This is a genomic window from Sphingosinicellaceae bacterium (assembly GCA_019285715.1).
In the GTDB taxonomy this organism is placed as follows: domain Bacteria; phylum Pseudomonadota; class Alphaproteobacteria; order Sphingomonadales; family Sphingomonadaceae; genus Glacieibacterium.
Genome location: CP079108.1, coordinates 2,602,142 through 2,625,677 on the forward strand (window position 1 = coordinate 2,602,142; position 23,536 = coordinate 2,625,677).

Annotated in this window: 18 protein-coding genes; 8 read left to right on the top strand and 10 right to left on the bottom strand. The window is 68.8% G+C overall.

Features of this window, described 5'->3' with window-relative positions; translation table 11 throughout:
• The first annotated feature begins 11 nt into the window (after positions 1-11).
• Together KX816_12155 and KX816_12160 are read left to right on the top strand one after the other, a co-directional pair.
• Positions 12-404: a response regulator gene (locus KX816_12155; GenBank protein QXQ05038.1), complete on the top strand. Its 393-nt coding sequence runs from the start codon at positions 12-14 to the stop codon at positions 402-404.
• A 176-nt stretch (positions 405-580) separates the two neighbouring features.
• Entirely contained in the window at positions 581-3,217 is a 2,637-nt protein-coding gene (locus KX816_12160) for a GAF domain-containing protein (GenBank protein ID QXQ05039.1), read from the top strand.
• On the opposite strand, the gene KX816_12165 is transcribed toward KX816_12160, so the two are convergent.
• On the bottom strand, positions 3,210-3,920 hold the full coding sequence (locus tag KX816_12165; GenBank protein ID QXQ05040.1) for a TetR/AcrR family transcriptional regulator: 711 nt from the start codon (positions 3,918-3,920) through the stop codon (positions 3,210-3,212). The genes KX816_12160 and KX816_12165 overlap by 8 nt on opposite strands.
• Positions 3,921-3,984: 64 nt before the next feature.
• On the opposite strand from KX816_12165, the gene KX816_12170 reads away from it, so the two are divergent.
• From KX816_12170 to KX816_12185, 4 genes are all read left to right on the top strand, one after another.
• Complete coding sequence (locus tag KX816_12170; GenBank protein ID QXQ05041.1) at positions 3,985-4,377, top strand: hypothetical protein; 393 nt, start codon at positions 3,985-3,987, stop codon at positions 4,375-4,377.
• On the top strand, positions 4,374-5,645 hold the full coding sequence (locus KX816_12175; GenBank protein QXQ05042.1) for an efflux RND transporter periplasmic adaptor subunit: 1,272 nt from the start codon (positions 4,374-4,376) through the stop codon (positions 5,643-5,645). Before KX816_12170 ends, KX816_12175 begins: the two co-directional genes overlap by 4 nt.
• Positions 5,646-5,832: 187 nt before the next feature.
• Positions 5,833-9,024, top strand: a complete 3,192-nt coding sequence (locus KX816_12180; GenBank protein ID QXQ05043.1) for an efflux RND transporter permease subunit — start codon at positions 5,833-5,835, stop codon at positions 9,022-9,024.
• Between the two features lie 11 nt (positions 9,025-9,035).
• Entirely contained in the window at positions 9,036-10,496 is a 1,461-nt protein-coding gene (locus KX816_12185; GenBank protein QXQ05044.1) for a TolC family protein, read from the top strand.
• A gap of 4 nt (positions 10,497-10,500) precedes the next feature.
• Here KX816_12185 and KX816_12190 read toward each other — a convergent pair whose 3' ends face one another.
• From KX816_12190 to KX816_12225, 8 genes are all read right to left on the bottom strand, one after another.
• Positions 10,501-11,667 carry a glycosyltransferase gene (locus KX816_12190; protein QXQ05045.1) on the bottom strand — a complete coding sequence of 389 codons (1,167 nt, stop codon included), beginning with the start codon at positions 11,665-11,667 and terminating at the stop codon, positions 10,501-10,503.
• On the bottom strand, positions 11,664-12,119 hold the full coding sequence (locus KX816_12195; protein ID QXQ08540.1) for a DUF2141 domain-containing protein: 456 nt from the start codon (positions 12,117-12,119) through the stop codon (positions 11,664-11,666). The genes KX816_12190 and KX816_12195 overlap by 4 nt, the downstream gene beginning before the upstream one ends.
• Before the next feature lie 74 nt (positions 12,120-12,193).
• Positions 12,194-13,141: a hypothetical protein gene (locus KX816_12200; GenBank protein ID QXQ05046.1), complete on the bottom strand. Its 948-nt coding sequence runs from the start codon at positions 13,139-13,141 to the stop codon at positions 12,194-12,196.
• Positions 13,142-13,292: 151 nt separating this feature from the next.
• Positions 13,293-14,045 (bottom strand): polysaccharide deacetylase family protein, encoded by a 753-nt coding sequence (locus KX816_12205; GenBank protein ID QXQ05047.1) that lies wholly within the window; start codon positions 14,043-14,045, stop codon positions 13,293-13,295.
• Positions 14,046-14,174: 129 nt separating this feature from the next.
• Positions 14,175-15,515: a cytochrome c gene (locus KX816_12210; protein QXQ05048.1), complete on the bottom strand. Its 1,341-nt coding sequence runs from the start codon at positions 15,513-15,515 to the stop codon at positions 14,175-14,177.
• Positions 15,512-17,683, bottom strand: coding sequence for a molybdopterin-dependent oxidoreductase (locus tag KX816_12215; GenBank protein QXQ05049.1), 2,172 nt, complete (start codon positions 17,681-17,683; stop codon positions 15,512-15,514). Before KX816_12215 ends, KX816_12210 begins: the two co-directional genes overlap by 4 nt.
• Positions 17,680-18,135: a (2Fe-2S)-binding protein gene (locus KX816_12220; GenBank protein QXQ05050.1), complete on the bottom strand. Its 456-nt coding sequence runs from the start codon at positions 18,133-18,135 to the stop codon at positions 17,680-17,682. Before KX816_12220 ends, KX816_12215 begins: the two co-directional genes overlap by 4 nt.
• Before the next feature lie 132 nt (positions 18,136-18,267).
• On the bottom strand, positions 18,268-19,746 hold the full coding sequence (locus KX816_12225; GenBank protein QXQ08719.1) for a hypothetical protein: 1,479 nt from the start codon (positions 19,744-19,746) through the stop codon (positions 18,268-18,270).
• Here KX816_12225 and KX816_12230 point away from each other — a divergent pair.
• Both KX816_12230 and KX816_12235 read left to right on the top strand, forming a co-directional pair.
• A complete protein-coding gene (locus KX816_12230; protein QXQ05051.1) occupies positions 19,636-21,132 on the top strand; it encodes a phospholipase A in 1,497 nt (498 codons plus the stop codon). The two genes, KX816_12225 and KX816_12230, sit on opposite strands and share 111 nt — an antisense overlap.
• Before the next feature lie 62 nt (positions 21,133-21,194).
• A complete protein-coding gene (locus KX816_12235; GenBank protein QXQ05052.1) occupies positions 21,195-22,451 on the top strand; it encodes a cysteine desulfurase-like protein in 1,257 nt (418 codons plus the stop codon).
• On the opposite strand, the gene dinB is transcribed toward KX816_12235, so the two are convergent.
• Positions 22,448-23,521: a DNA polymerase IV gene (gene dinB, locus KX816_12240; GenBank protein QXQ05053.1), complete on the bottom strand. Its 1,074-nt coding sequence runs from the start codon at positions 23,519-23,521 to the stop codon at positions 22,448-22,450. The genes KX816_12235 and dinB overlap by 4 nt on opposite strands.
• Positions 23,522-23,536 lie beyond the last annotated feature (15 nt).

Sequence of the window (23,536 nt, forward strand, 5' to 3'; positions counted from 1 at the left end):
GGCGAAGCGCTGTGCAGATCTTGTTCGTCGAGGACGATGCGATGAACCGCCGGGTGGTGCGGGACATGCTGCGCGTCGGCGGCGTCGAGATGAGCGAGGCAGCCGACGCCGAAACCGGCCTGAAGCTCATCGACGAGGAAGATTATGACCTCGTGCTGATGGACCTGCGCATGCCCGGCGTTGACGGCCTGACCGCGATCCAGCGGATCCGTGCCCGTGGCGACGTCAAGTCGACGATCCCGATCATCGTCGTGACCGCCGATACCGCCGCCAACCTGCGCAGCACCTGCCTGTCCAACGGCGCCGACGACCTGCTGCTCAAGCCGGTGGCGATGGAAGACCTGTTCGAAGCCATCGGCCGGCTGACCGCGTCGCGGTCGAGCGGTTCCACGGTTCCCATCTGAGCCGGGTCGGAGCAGCGGCTACCGAAATCGATCGAATGCTATCGATAACATGCCAACCTGCGGGCATTGCACAATAGTTAAGTACAACTTAGTACAAAGTCTTAACACGAGGCGTGCTAAATTGGCATCGTGACGGAAAGGGATTGCGTTGCCCCTTACCCAGGGGGCGCAATCAAATGGCGATCAACACCAACGCAGGCACGGTCGACCTGACCAACTGCGACATCGAGCCGATCCACATTCCCGGGACAATCCTGCCGCATGGCGCCATGCTGGTGCTGGACCCGGATACGCTGGTCGTGCTGCAGTCGGCGGGTGATACTGCTGCGCTGCTCGGGTGGCCGTCGCACACGCTGACCGGGAAGGCCGTCGATGTCCTGTTCGGCCCGGCGCAGATCGCCTATCTCAGGAAGATCAGTGGTACGTCGGCGCTGGCCAAGCCGCGCCATCTGCTCGACCCGGCGTTGCGCGTAGTCAGCGACCGCCCGCTCGACGCCAGCCTGCATCGCAACGAGGCCGGGCTGGTTCTGGAGTTCGAGTCCCCCGACGTCGATAACCGCTTCGTCGGCGATCCGCTTGCTGCCGTGCAGGAAATGCTCGACGGCCTCGAGGAACAGCCTGCGCTCCAAGGCTTCTGCCAGGCCGGCGCGGAAAGCGTCCGACGGGTGCTCGGCTACGACCGGGTCATGGTCTACCGCTTCATGCCCGACGAGAGCGGCTGGGTGTACGCAGAGAGCCGCCGCGAAGACATCGAGCCGTTCCTCGACCTGCATTATCCCGCCACCGATATTCCGGTGCAGGCACGGGCACTATACCTGAAGTCGTGGCTGCGGCTGATCACCGAGGTCGACTACACGCCCGCGCCGCTGCTGCCGGTGCTCAGCCCGCTGACTGGCGCACCGCTCGACATGAGCCATGCGACGCTGCGCGATGTCTCGCCGGTGCACCGCGAGTATCTGCGCAACATGGGCGTCGGCGCGTCGATGTCGATCTCGATCATCCGGGGCGGCGAATTGTGGGGGCTGATCGCCTGCCATCACTACAGCCCGCGCCGCCTGCCCCGCCACCTGCGTGCCGTCGCCGAGCTGTTCGGCGCGATGTTCTCGCTGCAGCTCGAAGCCCGCCAGCGCACCGAGCAGCTGAACGCGCGACTCGCCAACCGGGCGATCCTCCAGACGCTGATGCAGGACCTCTCGCTCGAGGACGATTACGCCGAGGGCCTGCTGCGCCAGGCACCGTTGCTGCTGAGCTATATCCAAGGCGGCGGGCTGTCGTTGCGCGGCAGCTTGCAGGGCGGCGTCGCGGTGCGGTTCAGCAGCAAGATCAACTCGTTGGGCGCGACTCCCAACGACGCGCAGATTGCCGCGCTGGTCGACTGGCTGACTGTCCGGATGGCCGATCACGACGGTGTCTTCGTCACCGACCGGCTCGGCGAACTCTGGCCGCCGGCGAAGGAATTCGCCGATGTCGGGTCCGGCCTGCTGGCGATCTCGGTGTCGCGGGAGCCCCGTGATTTCATCCTGTGGTTCCGGCCCGAACTGATCGCGACGGTGACCTGGGCGGGCAATCCCGACAAGCCGGTCGAGATCATCCCGGAGGGCGAGCGCCTGACGCCGCGAAAGTCGTTTGCAGCCTGGCAGCAGACGGTGCGCGGGCGTTCCTCGCCGTGGACCGTGCCCGACAGCGATGCCGCGTTCGACCTGCGACTGTCGCTGCTCGAGGTCGTGCTGCGCCGCATCGACGCCGTGGTGCGCGAACGGACCCGGGTCTCGGAGCGCGACCAGTTGCTGATGGCCGAGCTCGATCACCGGGTGAAGAACACGCTCGCCAATATCCAGGCGCTGGTCGTGCAGACGAGCCGGAGCGCCAACTCGCTGACCGGTTTCGTCGAGGACCTCGATGGCCGCATCCGGGCGATGGCCAAGGCGCACAGCCTGCTCACGCAAAGCAACTGGGAGGGTGTCGCGATCGCGACGCTGATCGGCGACGAACTCGACCCGTATGGCCGGGGCGGCGCCGACCTCAGGGTCGATGGTCCGACCGTCATCCTGACGCCCAAGGCCTCGCTGTCGCTGTCGCTCGCGGTGCACGAGCTGGCCACCAACGCCGCCAAATACGGTGCGCTGTCGAGGGCCGGCGGACGGGTCAACGTGTCGTGGCAGAGGCTGGGCGACGGTGAGCTCAGGCTGGTCTGGACCGAGCGCGGCGGACCGCCGGTGGAGGAGCCCAAGCGCCGCGGCTTCGGATCCCGCCTGATCGAGCGCGCGCTCGCCCTCGACACCGCGGGCACCTCGACGATCCGCTTCGAGCCCGCGGGCGTGGTCTGCGAGATCACGCTGCCCGCCGCTGCAGTTTTCCGCCTGACCGATTCCGAACCCGCCCCGCGGGTCATCGAACCAGTGGCGGCGGTGATCGCCGACAACCTGCTGGCGTCGCGACCGCGTATCCTCGTCGTCGAGGATTCGGCGCTGATCGTGATGACGCTCGAAATGATGTTCGAGGATCTTGGCTGGGACCTCGTCGGCCCGGCGATCAGCGTCGCCGAGGCGCTACCGTTGGCGCGGGGCGAACAGCTCGACGCCGCGCTGCTCGACGTCAATCTCGATGGTGAACCCTCGTGGCCGGTGGCCGCAATCCTGCAATCGCGCGGCGTCCCGTTCGCGTTCGCGACGGGTTACGATGCACGGACGGCGCTGCCGGAGGAGTTCAAGGGCGTGTCGGTAATCGGGAAGCCGTTCCGCCTGAACGATATCGCCGAGCAGCTGCGCCAGCTGATGCGGTCTCCCAGGGTCGACACTCTGGAACCTAGCTAGAACGCGAGCCGAGATAGGCCGTCAGCAGCATTTCGGCGGTCTGCACCAGCGTCGATGACGGACCCTGCGACCCGGACGTATGCCGGCTGCTGCTCGCCCCCTCCACCAGCAGCATCAGCCCGTCCGCCAGGCCGTCGGGGTTAGCGATCGGCAGCTGGCGCGTCAGGTCGGTCATGCGCTTGCGCATCGCCGCCTTGGTGATATCGGTGAGTTGCCGCGCCGGGTGGCTGGCCTCCGGGAACTCGACGGCCGCGTTGGTCGAGGCGCAGCCTCGGTAGCTGGGCGCGGCAATCTCGTCGGCGAAATCCTGCATGTGCGCGCTCAATTCGGCGAGCGGATCGTCGCCGAAACGCGCCGCAGTCGCTGCCCAACGCGCGTTGCCGTCGTCGATCTGCTTCTGCAGGCAGACCACGATCAGGTCGTCCTTCGACGCATAACTGCGATACAAAGTCGGCTTGGTGACGCCCGTCTCCATCACGATCTCGTCGACCCCGACGGCCCGAATTCCGCGTGTATAGAAGAGGTTGGTCGCCGTATCGCACAGGCGGTCGGCCGCCGAACGGCGCGCCGTTACGGTCCCTGTATCGGGTCTGTTTTCGACGGCCGCTTTTTGAACTGACATTTTTTCTTTGCCTCGCTCCGCGCTCGAAACCCCAACCGGCGCTTGACTTAATGTAACTGACCGGTACGTAACGTCAAGCACGTACCGGTCAGTTACATTTTGAAGTCAGCGTCCCATATCGGGGACCAGAGCGGGGATAGAAATCATGGCGTATCTGCAATTCAACGAAATCGGCAACGCGAGCAACGCGGTCGGTGTCCGCGCTCCCCGTCCGGTCGAGGTCTACAGCTTTTCCCAGCTGGAATGGACCGTGGTCCGCGTCGCCCGGCTCGACGCATCGCGGTGGAAATTCCACTCCCGGCTGCTAGACCGGCTGCTGCGGATGCTGCTCGGCGACGTCCGCGACGACGGGCTCGCCAACCCCCGTCTCGAGGCACTGCGCCGCACTGCGCTGGCGATCCGACGGCGCGGGGCCCGGGTGCCCGGCGACGTGATCGCTGCCTTCCACGCCGCGGGCTTCACCCGCGAGCAACTCACCACACTCATCCACAGCGTCGAACTCGACATCGTCTCGCGCCGTCAGGGACGCCTCGCATGAACATGACCCAACACTCCGAGTTCGCCCGCGCGATCAAGGCGACGCGGCTTCGGCATCGACGCACCGCGATCGCCGTCGTGCTCGGCTCGGTCGCCCTGATCGGTGTCGGCACGGCAAAGTTCGCCGGTGGTTCGGCCCCCGCCGCCGCGGCACCGCCGCCGCCCGCGGTCACCATCGCGGTGCCGCTGCTGCGCCAGGTCGACGAGTGGGACGACTACATCGGGCGTTTCGCGCCGAGCAAGTCGGTCGAGATCCGCCCCCGCGTCTCGGGCGCGCTGACCGGCATCTTCTTCAAGGACGGCGAGATCGTAAAGCAGGGCCAGCTCCTGTTCCGCATCGATCCGCGCCCGTTCGCCGCCGCCCTCGCCGAGGCCCGCGCCAAGGAAGCCAGCGCCCTGTCGTCGGTCCAACTCGCCCGCAGCGCCCTCGCCCGCGCCACAAGGCTGATCGCCGACGAGGCCGTGTCGGCGGAGGAGATCGATACGCTCCGCGCCAACCTCCGCGCCGCCGAGGCCTCGGTCGGCGCAACCCGCGCCCAGGTCACCGCTCGTGCACTCGACGTCGAGTTCACCGAGGTCCGCTCGCCGATCATCGGTCGCGTGTCGGACCGCCGCGCCGACGTCGGCAACCTTGTCGCGGGCGGCGAAGCCTCGAGCGCGACACTGCTCACCACGGTCTACGCCCTCGACCCGATCTACTTCAGCTTCGACGGTTCGGAGGCGCTCTACCTCAAGGCCCGGCGCGACGGCGACAGCGCCAAGGACCGCGTCGAGATCCAGCTGCAGGACGAGACCGGCTACCGCTGGAAGGGCAAGATCGACTTCAGCGACAACCGCCTCGACCCCGGCGCCGGCACCATCCGTGGCCGCGCCATCGTCGCCAACCCGGGCTATTTCCTCACCCCCGGCATGTTCGGCAACATGCGGCTGGCGAGCGGCGCGACCCGTGCGGCGCTGTTGATCCCCGACACCGCGATCGGCACCGACCAGGCCCGCAAGGTCGTGCAGATCGTCGGCAAGGACAACGTCGTCTCGACCCGCGCGGTCGTGCTCGGGCCGGTCATCGACGGGCTCCGCATCGTCCGCAGTGGGCTCAAGCCCGGCGACCGCGTCATCGTCGAGGGCATGCAGAACGCCGCCCCCGGCGCCCCGGTGACACCGCGTTCGACCACGGCAACCGCCATCGCCAGCGCCGAACCTGTGCAGACCCCCAACTCCGCCGCACCGATCGCGGCGCAGGCGACCTTCTCCGCGACCGCGACCCGCTAGCGCACAAATTTGTCATCCCGGCGAAATCCGGAACCCAGTTGCCCTCCGGGCACGAAGTTCGGTCCACGCAATGCAACTGGCTCCCGGCCTTCGCCGGGATGACAGGACCGACCACTGCACCCCGCTGCGGCCCTTTCCGCAGCGCTAGAACAATTCGCTCCAAGCTCATCGTTTCAGGACGAAATCCATGAACTTCTCCCGCTTCTTCATCACCCGGCCGATCTTCGCCGCGGTGCTGGCCATCGTCATCGTCATCGTCGGGCTGGCGGCCTATTTCCGGCTGCCGATCTCGCAATACCCCGACATCGTGCCGCCGACGGTAACGGTCACGGCGAACTATCCGGGAGCGACCGCGGAGGTTGTCGCGGACACCGTCGCTGCGCCGATCGAGCAGGAGATCAACGGCGTCGACAACATGCTGTACCAGTCGTCGCAGTCGACCGGCGATGGCCGGCTGGTTATCACCGTGACCTTCAAGATCGGCACCAACCTCGATGCCGCGCAGGTGCTGGTGCAGAACCGTGTCGCCATCGCCGAGCCGCGCCTGCCCGAGGACGTCCGCCGCCTCGGCATCGTCACGCAGAAGACCTCGCCCGACTTCCTGATGGTCATCAACCTGATCTCGCCCGACAAGTCGCTCGACCGCAGCTATGTCTCCAACTACGCGCTGACCCAGGTCCGCGACCTGCTGGCGCGCGTCGACGGCGTCGGCGACGTTCGCCTGTTCGGGGCTCGCGACTACGGCATGCGGGTGTGGATCAACCCCGGCAAGGCCGCCTCGCTCGACCTGACCGCCGGCGAGATCGTCGCCGCTCTACGCGCCCAGAACGTCCAGGTGTCCGCCGGCACGCTCGGCCAGCCGCCCTATGACCGCGGCCCCTCTGGACTCAACAACGCCTTCCAGCTCAACGTCGAGACCCAGGGTCGCCTGACCGACCCCGCGCAGTTCGCCAACATCGTCATCCGCACCGATGCCAGCGGCCGCCAGACCCGCGTCTCCGACGTAGCGCGGGTCGAGCTCGGCGCGCAGGACTACGGCACCAACACCTATCTGAGCGGCCAGGAGTCGCTGATCATCGCAGTCTTCCAGCGCCCCGGCTCGAACGCGCTGGCCGCCGCCGACGGCATCAATTCCGAGCTCAAGGCAATGTCGAAGCGCTTCCCCAAGGGCCTGGAGTACCGCGTCATCTACAACCCGACGGCGTTCATCAGCCAGTCGATCGACGCGGTGAAGCACACTTTGGTCGAGGCGATCTTCCTCGTCGTGCTGGTCATCCTGGTGTTCCTGCAGAGCTGGCGCGCCGCGATCATCCCGATCATCGCGATTCCGGTGTCGCTGATCGGCAGCTTCACCATGCTCTCGGTGCTCGGCTACAGCCTCAACAACCTGTCCCTGTTTGGTCTGGTGCTGGCCATCGGCATCGTCGTCGACGACGCCATCGTCGTGGTCGAGAACGTCGAGCGCAATCTCGAGCGTGGGCTGTCCCCGCTCGAGGCCGCACGGACCTCGATGGACGAGGTCGCGGTCGCGCTTGTCGCCATCGTGCTGGTGCTGTGCGCGGTGTTCGTGCCGACGGTGTTCCTGACCGGCATCTCCGGCGAGTTCTACCGCCAGTTCGCGGTCACCATCACCACCGCGACCGTGATCTCGCTGCTGCTGTCGTTGACCCTGTCGCCGGCACTGGCCGCGATGCTGCTGCGCGGCAAGCACGCCGACACGCCGGGCCTGCATGGCTGGCGGCGCATCGGCCACAATGCCGGTGCCCTATTCAACCGCGGCTTCGAGAAACTGAGCGACGCCTACGCCGGCATGACGCGCTTCCTCGTCCAGCACCCGAAGTCGGTGTTTGTGGCTTACTCTGCGCTGATCGCGCTGACCGTCGGTGCCTTCACCTACACCCCGACCGGCTTCATCCCGGCGCAGGACCAGGGCTATTTCCTGACCATCGTCCAGCTGCCGCCGGGCTCGTCGCTGGCGCGTACCGACGCCGTGCTCCGCAAGGTCGCGGCACGGATCATCCCGTTGAAGGGCGTCCTCGGCTCGGTCATGCTCGCGGGCTTCGACGGTCCCTCGCAGACTTCGGCGCCCAATTCAGCCGCGGCCTATATCCCACTGAAATCGTTCGAAGAGCGCGCCAGACTTGGCGTCACTCTGCAGAGCATCATGGCAGAAGCGCAGGCCAAGATCGCCGACATCGACGAAGCCCGCCTGCTGGTCGTGCCACCGCCGCTGATCCAGGGCATCGGCTCGGCGGGAGGCTACCGCGTCATGATCGAGGACCACGGCGGCCACGGCTATGCGGCGCTCGGCAAGGTCTCGTTCGGGCTGATCGGCAAGGCCAATTCGACCAAGGGCTTGAAGCAGGTCTACAGCTTCTTCGACACCAACACTCCCAGCGTCTTCGCCGACATCAACCGCGCCAAGGCCGACCTGCTCGGGGTCCCGCCCGCCCGCGTCTTCGAGGCGCTGCAGGTCTATCTCGGCTCGGCGTTCGTTAACGATTTCAATCTGCTCGGGCGGACTTATCGCGTGACGGCTCAGGCTGATGCGCCGTTCCGCAACACCGTCGCCGACGTCGCGAACCTCAAGACCCGCTCAAACTCCGGCGCCATGGTCCCGCTTGGCGCGGTCGCCAACTTCCACGACAAGACCGGACCGTACCGCGTGACGCGCTACAACCTGTTCCCCGCGGTCGAGGTTGACGGCGACACCGCGCCCGGCTTCTCCTCGGGCCAGTCGCTGGCTGCCATGGAAAACCTCGCCGCGACGACCCTGCCCGCCGACTACACCACCGAGTGGACCGGCATCGCCTTCCAGCAGAAGGCCGCCGGCTCGACTGCGGCACTCGTCTTCGGCCTCGCGGTGGTCTTCGTCTTCCTGGTGCTGGCGGCGCAGTACGAAAGCCTGACCCTGCCGCTGGCGATAATCCTGATCGTGCCGATGTGCCTGCTCGCGGCCATGGTGGGGGTTAACCTACGGGGAATGGACAACAATGTCCTGACGCAGATCGGCCTGGTCGTGTTGATTGCGTTGGCCGCCAAGAACGCCATCCTGATCGTCGAGTTCGCACGGCAGGCCGAGGAGATCGACGGCCTCACCCCGGTCGAGGCCGCGGTCCGGGCCGCTCGCGACCGGCTCCGCCCGATCCTGATGACGTCGTTCGCCTTCATCCTCGGCGCGCTGCCGCTGGTGCTCGCGACCGGGGCCGGCGCCGAGCTGCGCCAGGCGCTCGGCACCGCGGTGTTCTTCGGAATGATCGGCGTCACCGGCTTCGGGCTGCTGTTCACCCCGACCTTCTACGTCGTCTGCCGCGCGCTCTCGGGCTGGCGTCCCATCCCGCGCCCGGCCGAGCCCGCCGCGCTCCAGCCGGCCGAATAGGACCCATGACGATGCACCGTAATCTCAGCCTCGCCCTGCTGCTCGCGCTCGCCGCCTGCAAGGTCGGTCCCGAGTACGTCCACCCGGAGGCGGTCTCCAGCGCCGCACCGCCGTTCCTCGGCAGCACGACATCGGCGGTGTCGAGCACCGAAGGCCCCGACGGCACCTGGTGGCGGCTGTACCAGGACCCGGTCCTCGACGGCCTTGTCGCCGACGCGCTGGCCGCTAACAAGGACATCGCGGTCGCCACCGCCAACCTCGACCGTGCCCGCGCAGCCCTGCGCGCGGTCCGTGGCGACCGCCTGCCCAGCGTCAGCCTCGACGCAAACGGCGGTTACCAGCGCCTGCCGGCGAGCCAGACCCTGCCCGGCACCAGCCGCAGCGGCAGCACCGTCGACGGCGGCTTCAGCGTTGCCTACGAGGTCGACCTGTTCGGGCGCATCTCGCGCGGTGTCGAGGCGGCGCGTGGTGACGTCGCCGCCGCCGATGCCGACCGCGACGCCGTCCGGGTCGCGATCGTCGCCGAGACCGCGCGCGCCTATGCCGACCTGGGTTCGCTCGCCGAACGTATCCGCGTCGCGCGGCGCACCGTCGAGCTCGTCGACCAGAGCGTCCAGATCACCGCCAAGCGCTTCGAGGCCGGGCGCGCCAACCGCCTCGACACCTCGCGCGCCGCGACGCTCCGCGACCAGGTCCGCGCCACCGTGCCACCGCTGGAGGCCGAGCGCGAGGCGGCGCTGTTCAGCCTCGCTACCCTGACCGGCCGCACCCCACGCGACCTGCCACCCGAGATCGGAGCCAACGCCGTCGTCCTGCACCTCGACCGCCCGCTCCCCGTCGGCGACGGCCGCGCGCTCCTCGCGCGCCGCCCCGACGTCCGCGCCGCCGAGCGCCGGCTGGCCGCCGAAACCGCCCGCATCGGCGTCGCCACCGCCGACCTGTACCCGACGATCTCGCTCGGCGGCTCGGTCGGCTCGACCAGCGGCGGCCTTGGCAACGCACTGACCGGCGGCGCCCTGCGCTTCTTCACCGGCGGGCTGCTGTCGTGGAATTTCCTCAACCAGGAGCCGGCGCGAGCTCGCATCGCCGGCGCCCGCGCCGAGACCGCGGCAGCGCTGGCGCGCTTCGACAAGACCATCCTGCAGGCCTTGCAGGAAACCGAGACCGCGCTTTCGGCATTCAACCACGAGCTCGACAGGCGGCAGGCGCTCACCGACGCCCGGACCGAGGCCGCAACTGCGGTCCGCATCGTCCGCGCCCAGCTTCGCGAAGGCCGCGTCGATTCGCTTAGCCTGATCGACGCCGAGCGCGCCTTCTCCGACACCGAGGCCTCGCTTGCCGCCTCGGACGCCCGCGTCGTGACCGCGCAGGTCGACCTGTTCCGGGCACTCGGTGGCGGCTGGCAGGCGGACGTCGTGACAGCGGATGCCACGGTCGCGACATCACCGGCCACCGCGAGCGCTTTGCCCTGAAGGATTAAGCCGCGACCCTAAGTGGCTTGGCAAGTTGGGAATAATGCGCAAAAAGTTCCTCGAAATGGTCGCGCATGGTCCGCGGCTCGACTGGCTGCGGGACTGAAGCCCCAGCCCGCCGGTCCTCGGCGAACGCGACGATCTCGCGCGCCGCAGCGGCTGCCGATGCGGGCGTGAACAGGCGTCCCGGCCGCCCCGCCAGCTGGTCAGCGGCACCACCGGTATCGGGCACGATCAGCTCTAGCCCCGAGGCCAGCGCTTCCGCTGCGACCATGCAGAAGGTCTCCGCCTCGCAGCCGTGGATCAGGGCGTCGGCACTCGCCATCAGACGCGCGAGCTCGGCGCGATTGTTGGTCGGCTTAAGCATTCGGATGTGTGGGTTAGCACCGATTTTTGCGGCGATACGCGAGCGTTCGCGCCCGTCGCCGACGAGGACCAACCCGACCGCCGCGCTGAACTGCGCCGAGGTCACTGCGTCGACGATCATCGGCCAGCGCTTCTCCGGGGCATGGCGACCAACGCCGATCAGCAGCGTTGCTTCCGGCCCAAGCCCGCACATCGCGAGCAAACGGGCGCGCAACGCGAGATCGCGGCGGCGGGGCGAGAACACCCCGGGCTCGACCCCCATGGCGATCGTCGAGACGTGGTGCAGACCGCCCGCCTCGAGCCGCTCGGTCAGGCTGCGGCTAGCGGTGACGACACTATCGAAACCGGCGTCGAGGCGGCGCAGATGCCGCCAGTACCACTCAAAGCCCCGGTCGACCGCCGGCCGGTCCGCCAGCATCTCGAACCAGCGATAAGCATAGGCCGCGAGCGGGTCGGCGTGCATGACCAGTGTCCGGACCGCGGTGCTGCGCCACGCCGCGACCATCGACGCGCTGCGCCACGGCGACGACACCTCGACCACGTCTGGCCGCTCGCTGTCGAGCACGGCATGGAGCACGGCCGCATCGCCGAAATAATGGTAATTCGGGTCGAGCGGGAACTTCGGTGACTTGATCCAGACGATGCGTGCACCCGGGCCGCGGTGCTCGGTCCAGCTCCGCGATCCCGGCGCGATGACGACGATCTCGTGACCGGCGCGCGGGCCCTCGACCAGCTTGCGGTCGATATAGGTCCGGACACCGCCGCCTTTCGGGGCATAGAAAGCGCAGACATCGACGATTTTCACCGGTGCGTGTCTCCAATCGGGCCAAAGCCGAACAGGCCGTGGCGGTAGTTGAGGCGGATCGTCAACGGCGTCAGGCCCGGTCCGGCGACGGCGCGCACGGCACTCGCGGCAGGCGGACCGAGGCGCAGGACTGGATCGCCCGGGAAGCCGAGGCCGTCGGTGGCCAGCGTGAACTTGCGGTTGCTGTCGCGGTCGTGCAGCAGCGAAAGCGCGTAGGTCCCCGGCACGGGCACACGGATGCACAACACTGCCGGTCCGGACGCCGGGACCGGCACCTCGACACGCCGGAAGGTCTTCCCGGCGGCGACGAGGACGTTGTCGTCGGCCAAGAAATCCCCTTGCTCGGGCGGATAGACCTCCAGCCGGAGCTGGCCCTTGCGATCCTTGAGGCCGGCCGCTGTGACCATGAACGCCGGACCGGGCTCGTCCGGACGGCAACGCCCGGCCGCCATGCCGAGTTCGGGCCGCGACGGGATGATCGCCCCGGCCGCGACCGGCAGGGCGAGGGCGATGAGTATTACCCGCTTCACGCCAGCCGCTTCCAGCCGGCAATCTCGGCGACAGCGAGCAATGTGCCGAGCACCAGATGCGTTGCGAAAATCAGGCCGGCCATGAGCGCCATCAGCTCGACGACCTGCTGGTCCTGCCCGACGACAAGGACTGCAATACCCGCGAAGACGACATCCTTGTTGGGGATCAGCGGCAGCCGTGACAGCAGCAGGCGCAGCGTCGCCAGCAGCAGCCAGATGCTCGCCGACACCGCCGGCAGCGCGACATGCCACATCCACGCCGCGAGCAGGGTCGTTGCAGCGATGCGTGCGAAGTGCACCCCGATGACAAAGCGGAGATCCGCCTTTGGCAGGCTGAACAGCCGTCCCCGGAAAAACATCACGATCAGCGAGGTCACCAGCACGACCGCCACTGACAGCGCGAAGGTGCGACGCTCGACGCCGAGGTCGAGCATCCCGAGCAGCGGGTAGGCGACCGCCAGCATTGCCAGCGTGACGCAGTTGCCGACCACCGCCGACAGGATGGCGACGTCCTTGACCGCCCCGAACGGCGCCCCGGTCATCGCCGTGCGCTTGCGAGCCCAGCTGTAGAAATACAGTTCCCCGACATAGCCGAGCAGCAGCTCGTTACCGATCAGCTTCCGGACCAGCGCTGCGAAACCGGCGGCGGGGATCGTCCACAGGCGCCGGAAGATGATCCAGTCGGCGAGCGGCGGGGCGAAATAGCTGACCGCAAACAACAGCCAGAAGCCGGGGTTGGTCGGAACCACCGCGCGGATGCCTGACAGGTTGAAGTGCGACAACTGCGCGACCGCGACGCCGAGTATGGTCAGCGAGATGACCGGGGCCGCGAGACGAGTGAACCACGAGATGCCGGTCTTCAGGACCTCGGGATCGGCGGTCGCGCTGACGTCGGGCCACTCGCCGGAAGGCTGTTCGTCGAAAGTGCCGCTGCTCCGATACACGCTTCATCCCTGCGACAGATACTGGATGTGCTTAAGACGCCGCCACCATGACATTTGCGCATTTCGGCCTGTCGGGCGGCCGGTAGCAGGACATATTCGCCCAGTTCAAGACGTCACCCGGCGCCGGGGAAGACGGCGGCACCTATGTCGGTCAGCCGCTCAGGTCGGCGTAGCGAGCCACAGTCCGACGCGCCGCGAAGTGCGCGAAGGTTGCGTCGATGCTGGCCAGCAGCGCGGGTACGCCGGTGTCGCCGGGATGGACGGCGACCCTTACGGTCGGCAGCACCGCGAGCGCGGTGCGGGCCACGGCCGCGAAGCCGAGCGAGCTGCGGATGCGCCCCGGCGACCGACTCGCCCAGGTTACCACCGGGCCGCGCGCGAGGATGCGGCCGTCGGCGGGCCGCCACACCCGGAAGTGATCCTCGGCAAGCGCGAAGCCCTCGTCGGCCAGCGCCTCGCGGGCCCCGTCGCCGTACAGCCATGCCGGTGCCACGAAGCCCGCCGACGCTCGCCCGATCGCGTCCTCGACGACGGCGCGGCCATCGCGCATCCGTCGCCCGGCCTCCGCACGCGACAAGCCCAGGAACTCGCCCTCGCCCGCGGTCAGGTGCCGGGCGCGGACCTTCGCGAGCGCACCGGCGTGCACGTGATCGTCGCGGTGCCGCCAGCCGTGGACGAACATCTCGACCCCCGCGTCCGACCAGCCGCGCAGCTTGCGCGCGAATGCCGGCGCACGGGACAGCGGGGCCTCGTCCCAGTGGTCGGGTACCACCAGCATGGCAAAGCGCGGACCGCCGAGCAGCCCCGACAGGCGGTCGACGAGTGCGTCAATCTGCACCTCGAACCGCGGCCCGACATCGTGGATCGACGCGAGGAGCAGACGGTCGCTACGCTTGGACGGCATGTCGCGCTTCGTTCTTTCGCGGGCGGCAGGAGACCGCGCTGCACCCTAGACGCCGCGATGGCCGTACGTCAGCAGCCATGGTGCCGCCGGGGTCGAGACGCGGCCCGTCGGGCAGCCGGTCGTCCCGCGTTAGGTCAGCTTGCGGAGCTTTTCGACGTCCTTGGTGGTGACTTTCGACGGCGCCGAGCCGAAGCGCGCGGTGACGTAGTTTGCGACCGCCGCAACCTCCTGGTCGGTGTAGGCGGCGCCGAACGACGACATGAAGACCTGGCCTTTCGGCCCGTTGCGACGGACGCCCGACATCACGACCTGGGCGACATTGACCGCGGTCGGGTCGTTGACGGCGCGAGCCCCGGTCAGCGTCGCCTCGTTGATCAGCGCACCCGAGCCGTCCCAGTTGTGGCAGCTCGCGCAGGCACCCTCGAAGATCGCCTTGCCGCGCGGATCGCCGTTGAAGCCGAGTTTGGCCGTAGCGGGGGCCGGGCCGGCGAGTTGGTCGGGGACGGCGTCGGTGTGGACCGCAGGCACGGTCTGCAAATAGGTGACGATCGCCGCGATGTCGGCCGGGTCGAGGTGGCGCAAGCTCATCTCGACGGCCTCGCCCATCGGGCCCGACGCCGAGCCGCGGCCCTGCGCGTGCCCGGTCGACAGGAAGGAGGCCAACTCGGGCGCGGTCCATGCGCCGACGCCGGTCAAGCGGTCGCCACTGATGTTGTAGGCGTTCCAACCGGCCGCCATCGCGCCCGCGAACTTGCGGCGGTTGTCGAGGCTCTGGAACAGGGTGCGCGGTGTGTGGCACTCGCCGCAATGGCCCGCGGCTTCGACGAGGTAAGCGCCGCGGTTCCACGCCGGGCTCTGCTCGGGCACCGGCTTGAAATTGCCCTCGCGGTTGAACATCGCCGCCCACACCGCCATCAGCGGGCGCTGGTTGAACGGGAAGGCGAGGTCGTTCGCCGGCACGACGTTGCGCACGGGCGGCAGCGAGAACAGGTAGGCCTTGATCGCCAGCACGTCCGCCTCGGCCAGCTTGGCATAGGCGGTGTAAGGGAACGCGGGATACAGCGGCTTACCGCCGCGGCCGACGCCGTGATGGACGGCTTTTACGAACTCGGCGTCGGTATAGCCGCCAATGCCGGTCGCACGATCGGGAGTGATGTTGGGTGCGTACAGCGTCCCGAACGGCAGCTTGAACGGCAGGCCGCCGGCGTACGGCACGCCGCCACCCTTCGCGGTATGGCAGGCAACGCAATCAGCAGCTTGGGCAAGGTATTTGCCACGCGTCACGAGGTCGGCACCGGCGAGCGATGCCGGAACTCCGGTCGGGGATGGCCCAGTGTAGGCGGCGAGTTCGACCGGCGTACCCTTGGCAAAGGCGCTCGCACCGGGGCCGAAGACGGTCCAGCCGGTGAACGCCGCGCCGGCCACCGCGGCGGTGGCTCCGGCGATCAGCAGGATGCGCCAGACCCTCATGCCTTGAGCAATTTGCGGTCGATCGGCATGCGCGTCATCTGCACGCCGGTCGCGGCATAGACGGCATTGGCGACGGCGGGCTGGACGACGACCGTGCCGGGCTCGCCGATGCCGCCGGGTGCCTCGGTGCTGGGGATAATGTGGACCTCGATGCGAGGGGTCTCGTTGATCCTGAGCATGCGGTAGTCGTGGTAATTGCTCTGCTCGACGCGGCCCCTGGCAAGGGTGATGTTGCCGTGGAGTGCCGCCGTCAGGCCGAAAATCATGCCGCCCTGTAACTGCGCCGCGATGGTGTCCGGGTTGACGATGCTGCCGCAGTCGACCGCCACCGTCAGCCGGCTGACACGGACCTCACCGTCCTCGTCGACCGCAACCTCGGCGACGCAGGCGATGAAGCTGCCGAATGCGGACTGCAGGCACACGCCGCGCCCCGACCGTGCCGGCAAAGCTCCGCCCCATCCGGCCTTGGCGGTCACGAGGTCGAGCACGCCGAGCGCACGCGGGCTGTGGCCGAGCAGGCTGCGCCGGAACGCGACCGGGTCGGCACCAGCTTCTTTGGCCAGCCGGTCCATGAAGCATTCGGCCGAGAAGATGTTGCTGTTCGGCCCGACGCCGCGCCAGAAGCAGGTGTCGACGCCGACGGGCTCGTGGCGGACGTAGTCGAGGTGGAAGTTGGGCAGGTCGTAGGGCAGCTCGGTCGCACCATCGACGGCGTCGATGTCGATGCCATCCTTAAACGCCGGCGGCAGGAATCGGGCGATGATCGCCGAACCGACGATGCGCTGGCTCCACGCGACGGGCTTGCCGTTCTCCAGCCGCGCCGACATGCGGTTGTGATACACTGGGCGGTACGTCGAGCGCGCGATGTCCTCCTCCCGGGTCCACACCACCTTGACCGGGCCGTCGACCTTCATCGCGATGCGGACCGCCTTGCCGATGCCGTCGACCTCCAGCCGTCGCCCGAAGCCGCCGCCGATGAGGTGGTTGTTGAGCTTGATCTGGTCGACCCGGAGGCCGGTTTCCTTGGCCGCGATCCGCACCGCGTTGGTCGCGACCTGGGTCCCGACCCAAAGCTCGCAGCCGTCGGGGCGGACGTGGACGGTGCAGTTCATCGGCTCGAGCGCGGCGTGCGCGAGGAAGGGCAGTTCGTAGCGCGCCTCGATGAGGCCGTCGCCGCCGAGCTTCGCCTGGTCGCCGGTCTTCTTGACGGTGACCCCCGGCTTGTCGCCTGCAGCCGCCAATGCCTGCCAGATCCCGTCGGAGTCGACAGCGGCGTTGGCACCTTCGGCCCACTCGATGACGAGGGCGTCGAGGCCCTGCTTCGCTGCCCACATGTGGTCGCCGACGACCGCCACCATGTCGTCGAGCACGACCACCTGCCGCACGCCCTTGACCGCCAGCGCCTGGGTCTGGTCGACGTGCGCGACCTTGCCGCCGAGGACCGGGCTGCAGGCTAATGAGGCGAACTTTACGCTTATCGGCATTGCGTCGATACCGTAGACGGCCTTGCCGTTGACCTTGTCGGCGGTGTCGAGGCGCTTGGCCGGGGTCCCGAGCAGGCGGAAGGCGCTGGCCGGCTTGAGCAGCGGGTTGGCCGGCGGGGTCATGCCGGAGGCGCGGTCGACGAGGCTGCCGTACTCCGCCTTGCGGCCGGAGGCGTCGTGGTACACCACCCCTGCCAAAGTCCTACAGCTTGTAGGATCGACCCCCCAGCCCTTGGCGGCAGCGCCGACCAACAGTGCGCGGGCGCTCGCCCCGGCCTTGCGCATCGGCAGCCACAAAGCACGGATCGAGGTCGAGCCGCCGGTCATCTGGATCTGGAAGATCGGGTTGCCATACTTGGCGTCGTCGGGCGGCGCTTCCTCGAGCCGGACATGGTCCAGCGTCACGTCGAGCTCCTCGGCGATCAGCATCGGGATCGAGGTGTGGGTGCCCTGCCCCATCTCGACCTGCGCCATGACCAGCGTCACGAGCCCGTCGCGTCCGATGCGGATGAAGGCGTCGGGCGCGAACACTCCGGGCGTCCCCGTGCCGGCGGCATCGGCGTGGCCGCGCGGAAAGCTGACCGCGACCAGCAGCCCGCCGCCGACCGCCGCACCGGTCTTGAGCAAGCCGCGCCGCGATAGCCCGCCGGAAAGGCCGCCGGAAAGGATCGCCGGCACCGTCATGACGCTTTGGCCGCCCGCTTGATCGCGTCGCGGATGCGGACGTAGGTGCCGCAGCGGCAGATGTTGCCCGCCATCGCGGCGTCGATGTCGGCGTCGTCGGGCGCGGGGATCGCGGTCAGCAGCGCGGCCGCGGACATGATCTGCCCCGACTGGCAATAACCGCACTGGACCACTTCGAGATCGAGCCACGCGCGCTGCACCTTCGCGCCTGCCGGGGTCGCGCCGACCGCCTCGATGGTGGTGACCTTGCGACCGGCAATCGAGCCGATCGGTAGCAGGCACGACCGTACCGCCTGCCCGTCGAGATGGACCGTGCATGCGCCGCACTGCGCGATGCCGCAGCCGAACTTGGTGCCGGTCAGCCCGAGCACGTCGCGCAGCGCCCACAGCAGCGGCATGTCGTCGGTCGCATCGACCGTCCGCACCTCGCCGTTGATATTGAGCTCAGCCAATGCGGATCCTCACGCGGACACGGGCGCAAATGTTACGCCTGTGTAGCATGTCGGCCCGGCTCCGTTCCGAGTCAATCGGGCGTTCGTATTCGTACAGTCGGTTGGTCGGCCTCGCGAACCTGCTGAGCGCCGCTAGTGACGCGTCGCCTTCGCTGCGCCCTGCAGCGCACCCCGACGACCCGGCGCTTCGACGAGCGCGGTCCTGAAGTTCGCCAGCGCAGCCTGCCGCTGATCCAACTTGAGGTAGAGCTCGCCGAGCTGCTCGCGCGCCGGCACGATCGGGCCAGGCGTCAGCGGCAGCTTCTCCAGCGCATCCTCCTCGTCCGCTGCCACGGTCAGGGCGGCGATCGCCCCGGCACTGTCGCCCGCCGCCGCCGCCCGCCAGCCCTCGGCAGACTTGAGCAAGGCGTCGACCTGCGGCGCCCAATACGCATCGCCTGCGGCGCGGACGGCATCGCTGCACAGCTTGAGCTGCGCAATGTCGGAGTCGGCGGAGACCGGGTTCGGCCCGCGCAGGCGGCCGAGCGCCCGGGCCCACCAGACCAGGGCGGCGACTTGCGGGGCCGATCCGGGCAGCGGCGTGAGCTCGGCCGCGGTCTGCCAGTCGCGGCTCTCGACCGCCAGCCGCACCGTCATGGCGTTGCCCGCGTAGCCCACCTTGAACACCTTCGCCGGGAGCGGCCCGAGGCGCGCCAGGCTGGCGACGACCTGCCTGGCATCGCTGGTACGACCGAGCTGGAGATAAGCGTAGACCAGGTAATCCATCGCGTGGAGTTCCTCGCCGACATCGCCCTCGGCGTGTGCGGCGGCGCGGGAGGCGAGGTTCGAGGTCACCGAATCCTGCCACAGGCCGAGCCGGGTGAAGATGTGCGACGGCATGTGCAGCGCGTGCGGTGCCGATGGCGCGATCGTCGCGTACAGACGCGCCGCCGCAAGCCCGCGCGGTGCCAGTTCGGCGCTGTCGTAGGCGTGGATGAGGTAGTGCGGGACGCCGGGATGCTGCGGCTGGCGCTTCCAGATCGGCTCGAGGATGTCGGCGGCGCGCTTTTGCCGGGCGTGGCTATGGTCGCCCGGAGATGCCGTGGCGATCAGCGACAGCGCGTAGAATACCTGCACCTCGTCGTCGGCCGGGTTGTCCCGCGCCACCGCCGCCATCGCGTCCGAGTAGCGCATCGCACGTAGCGCAGGGGCGACCCGGTCCGCTTCGGCATAATACTGCCCGAGCGCGGCGATCAACGCGCGCTCCCGAACTGTGCCGCTCGGGCTAGCCTCTGCCTTGCCGATCTCGGCCGCGCCCGCCGCGAGCTCGGTGCCGGCGGTCACCTCCCAAAGCTGGTGATAATGGCTCATGGCGCGCCCCCAGTCGGCCATCGCGCAGCCCGGATCGCGCGCCGCGACGTCGGCGAACGCCTTGTCGGCGGCGGCGTAGGCGAACGAGTGCAGCAACGCCACTGCCCGGTCGAACGCCGGCGCGACGCCGGCCGCGCAACTCGTCGCGAAATGCACCGCGCCGAGCCGCTCGGGCACCGGGTGGTTGTGGTGCTCCTCCTGACCGGCGGCGGGAGTGGCGGCGATCAATACGGCCCAGGCTGCGGCTTGCCATTTCGCCATCGTCGATCCCCTCGGTGCGATACGCCGCAGGGTCCTCCCGGTCCCATCCCAAGTCAACGGGCCGGGCATCGTTTCGCCCCTGACACTTGTCGCCTTGTCGATGACGTGGCTCAGTCACGGCATGCCCATCCAGATCAATCGACCGATAGCTTCCGAAGCCTCCTGCCACGCTTCAGCGGGTTTGCGGTCGTGACGCCGCGGCTCCTCTGGGGGGTCGTCGTACCGCTCCTCGTCGCCGCTGCGCCGGGGCTAGCGGCAGGCCCGGTGCAGACCCTGATCGGCGCGGTCAGGGTGGACAGCGGCGGCGGCCCGGTCGCGGTCGATGTCCTCTATCTGAACACCGGAGCCACTGCGCTGCGGTTCGAGGCACCGGGGCTGCTGACCGCGAAGCTCGCGGTGGCGGGCGAACGCTCCACGATCACGCTGGAGCGTGCAGACCCCGCGTCACCCGTCGCGATCCCTGCCGGTGGCTTTCAACGGATCACCTACCGCGTGACCCTCTCGGCACAGGGTCCCGGCGAGGCGACGCTATCGCTGCCGGACGGTCCCGGCTTCACGCTGGCGCTGCCGGAGACCGTCGTCGCCACCGCTGCACCGCCCGCCACCCCGACGACCAACCCCGCCGTCGTCGAGGAAAGCCTGAACTCGCCGAACGCCGACACCGGCAACGCCTTTCTCGGCAGCCTGTCGGCCGACCAGCCGATCTATGCGGTCTACGGCCCGGGCACCAACACCGACGCCAAGATCCAGATCAGCTTCAAATACCAGTTGTTCGGCAACGGCGGTGCAATCGGACCGGGCTGGTCGCTGCTCAACGGCCTGCATTTTGCCTATACGCAGCGTCTTTACTGGGACCTTGGCGCGGAGTCGTCGCCGTTCCGCAACATCGATTACATGCCCGAGCTCGCCTATATCGTGCCCGCCGCGGTCAGGCCGAGCGGAGTCGCGTTCGGCGGTCGGCTCGGGATCGCCCACGAGTCCAATGGCCGCGACGGCACCGCCTCGCGCAGCGCCAACAGCGTCTATGTGCAGCCGGTCGCGGCCCTGCCGCTCGGCCGCTACAAGCTCTCTGTCGGACCGCGCATCTGGGGCTATTTCGGCGACTTGAGCGACAATCCCGACATCAGGCATTTCCGCGGCAACACCGGCTTGTTCCTCGAGCTCGGCGAAGACAACGGGCTCCGCGTCACCACCAACAGCCGCCTCAACTTCGGCAGCGGCAAGGGCGCGATCGACGTCATGGCGTCGTACCCGCTGACCCGGGTGATCGCGAAGAACTTCAACCTGTACGTCTTCGGGCAGGCGTTCACCGGCTACGGCGAGAATCTGCTCGATTACGACAAGCACCAGACCCGGCTGCGCTTCGGGCTCGGCTTCGTCAGGTAAGCGCCGGCACCCGATCCCGACGACGCTGGACAGCGTGCCGCCTGCCAACGACAAGCGTCGCCATGACCTTCCCCATCGACGCCGTCCGCGCCCGCTTCCCCGCTCTCGCCGTCACCGATGCCGGCATCCCGCGGACCTATTTCGACGCGCCCGGCGGCACCCAGGTTTGCGCTGCCGCGATCCAGGGCATGGTCGCCCACCTCGAGAGCGGCACCGCCAATGCCGGCGGGCATTTCGCCACCTCGGTCGCCACCTCGGTCGCCACCGACGCGCTGAGCGCCGACGCGCACGCGGCGATGGCCGACCTGCTCGGCGGCAATCCGGCCGAGATCGCCTTTGGTCCGAACATGACCTCGCTGACCTTCCAGGTGTCGCGGACCCTGGCGCAGCAGTGGCAGCCTGGCGACGAGATCGTGCTGAGCCGGCTCGACCACGACGCCAACGTGACGCCGTGGGTGCTGGCGGCACGCGACCGCGAGGTGACGGTGCGCTGGCTCGACTTCGACCCCGCTACCTGCGTGCTTCGCCTCGACGAGCTGCCGGCGCTGTTGAACGAGCGCACGCGGCTGGTCGCGGTCGGGGGTGCGAGCAACGCGCTCGGCACGCTCAACGACATCGGCGCGGTCGTGCGCTGCGTGCGGGCGAACGCCAAGGCGCTGGTCTTCGTCGACGGGGTCCAGTCGGTGCCGCATGTGCCGACCGACGTCGTGGCGCTCGGCTGCGACCTGCTGGTGTGCTCGCCGTACAAGATGTTTGGGCCGCACCAGGGCGTACTGTGGGCAAGGCCGGGCGTGTTCGACGGCGTCGCCCCGTACAAGCTGCGGCCGTCACCGGTGGAGCCGCCCGCCGCCCGCCTCGAGACCGGGACGCCGTCGTTCGAGGCGCAGGGCGGCGTGCTCGGCATGGTCGACTATCTCGAATGGCTCGGGCGCGAGGTCGACCCGGCCGCCAACTCGCGCCGCGCCCGGCTCCTCGCGGCCTTCGCGGCCTGCGTCGATTATGAGCGCGAACTCGGCACCCGGCTGCTCGATGGTCTCAAGCAGGTGCCGGGCCTTCACCTCTACGGCGCTCCGACGATGGCGGGGCGCGTGCCGACCTTCGCCTTCACGCTCGCCGGGTCGACCCCGGCGGCGGTGGTCAAGCACCTTGCGGCGCACGGCATCTTCGCGTGGTCGGGCAACTTCTACGCGGTCGAGCCAGTCGCCCGGCTCGGGCTGGCGGACGCGGGCGGCCTCGTTCGGATCGGGCTCTGTCACTACAGCACCGCAGCCGAGGTCGACCGGCTGATCGAGGTTCTCCTCGCCCTCGACCGGGGCTAGTCGGCCAGCAAGTCCAGCTGGTCCGTCGTCTCGGCCCCCTCCTCCCCCAGCCCCGACAGGGTCAGGCCGAGCAGGCGGATGCCGGTGTCGACGGGGAACAGCGCCACCAGCAGCGCCCTGCCGACCTCGGCGACATGCTCGCGCGCCGCGATCCGGCCGACCCGGCTCTGCGCCCGGGTGATCAGCCGGAAGTCGGCGAACTTGACCTTGAGGGTCAGAGTCCGGCCCGCGACGCCGGCCCGCTCGATGCGCCGCCACGCCGCGTCGATCACCGGCTCCAACGCCGTGAGCAGCTCATCACGCTCGCTAAGGTCGCGGTCGAAGGTGCGCTCGGCCCCGACCGACTTCAGCGGGCGGTCGCTGCGCACCGGGCGGTCGTCGTCACCGTGGGCGGCGCGGTGGAAATAGCCGGCGCTGCTGCCGAACCAGCGGGTCAGTTCGTCGAGCGTTCGGGCCTTGAGGTCCGCACCGGTCAGGATGCCCAGCGACTCCATCTTCGCCGCGGTCACCGGCCCGACGCCGTGGAAGCGCTTGACCGGCAGCGCCGCGACGAACGCCGGGCCCTGCGCCGGCCTGATCACGCACAGGCCGTCGGGCTTGTTCTGGTCGGACGCGAGCTTGGCGATGAACTTGTTGTACGACACCCCCGCCGACGCGGTCAGGCCGGTGACCTCGCGGATACGCGCCCGGATCTCGGCAGCAATTGCCGTCGCCGAGCCGATGCCCTTGCGGTCTTCGGTGACGTCGAGATAGGCCTCGTCGAGCGACAACGGCTCGATCAGGTCGGTGTAGTCGGCGAAGATCGCGCGGATCTGCTCGGAAACGGCGCGATACACGTCGAAGCGCGGTGGCACGAACACCAGCGCCGGGCAGCGCCTGAGCGCCGTTACCGAGGCCATCGCCGAGCGCACCCCGAAGGTCCGCGCCTCATAGCTCGCCGCCGCGACGACGCCGCGCGCCTGCGCACTGCCGACCGCGACCGGGCGTCCGCGCAAGGCCGGGTCGTCGCGCTGCTCGACCGACGCATAGAAGGCGTCCATGTCGATGTGGATGATCTTGCGGGTCGTCATGCTGGCGGCGCGGTC

What these genes read in the sequence shown, in the direction of transcription:
- KX816_12230 (QXQ05051.1), top strand. Translation starts at nt 19,636, where the DNA reads ATGCACCGCGCCGAGCCGCTCGGGCACCGGGTGGTTGTGGTGCTCCTC.
- KX816_12205 (QXQ05047.1), bottom strand. Translation starts at nt 14,045, where the DNA reads ATGCCGTCCAAGCGTAGCGACCGTCTGCTCCTCGCGTCGATCCACGAT.
- KX816_12175 (QXQ05042.1), top strand. Translation starts at nt 4,374, where the DNA reads ATGAACATGACCCAACACTCCGAGTTCGCCCGCGCGATCAAGGCGACG.
- KX816_12210 (QXQ05048.1), bottom strand. Translation starts at nt 15,515, where the DNA reads ATGAGGGTCTGGCGCATCCTGCTGATCGCCGGAGCCACCGCCGCGGTG.
- KX816_12225 (QXQ08719.1), bottom strand. Translation starts at nt 19,746, where the DNA reads ATGGCGAAATGGCAAGCCGCAGCCTGGGCCGTATTGATCGCCGCCACT.
- KX816_12215 (QXQ05049.1), bottom strand. Translation starts at nt 17,683, where the DNA reads ATGACGGTGCCGGCGATCCTTTCCGGCGGCCTTTCCGGCGGGCTATCG.
- KX816_12185 (QXQ05044.1), top strand. Translation starts at nt 9,036, where the DNA reads ATGCACCGTAATCTCAGCCTCGCCCTGCTGCTCGCGCTCGCCGCCTGC.
- KX816_12235 (QXQ05052.1), top strand. Translation starts at nt 21,195, where the DNA reads ATGACCTTCCCCATCGACGCCGTCCGCGCCCGCTTCCCCGCTCTCGCC.
- KX816_12195 (QXQ08540.1), bottom strand. Translation starts at nt 12,119, where the DNA reads ATGGCGGCCGGGCGTTGCCGTCCGGACGAGCCCGGTCCGGCGTTCATG.
- KX816_12160 (QXQ05039.1), top strand. Translation starts at nt 581, where the DNA reads ATGGCGATCAACACCAACGCAGGCACGGTCGACCTGACCAACTGCGAC.
- dinB (QXQ05053.1), bottom strand. Translation starts at nt 23,521, where the DNA reads ATGACGACCCGCAAGATCATCCACATCGACATGGACGCCTTCTATGCG.
- KX816_12170 (QXQ05041.1), top strand. Translation starts at nt 3,985, where the DNA reads ATGGCGTATCTGCAATTCAACGAAATCGGCAACGCGAGCAACGCGGTC.
- KX816_12180 (QXQ05043.1), top strand. Translation starts at nt 5,833, where the DNA reads ATGAACTTCTCCCGCTTCTTCATCACCCGGCCGATCTTCGCCGCGGTG.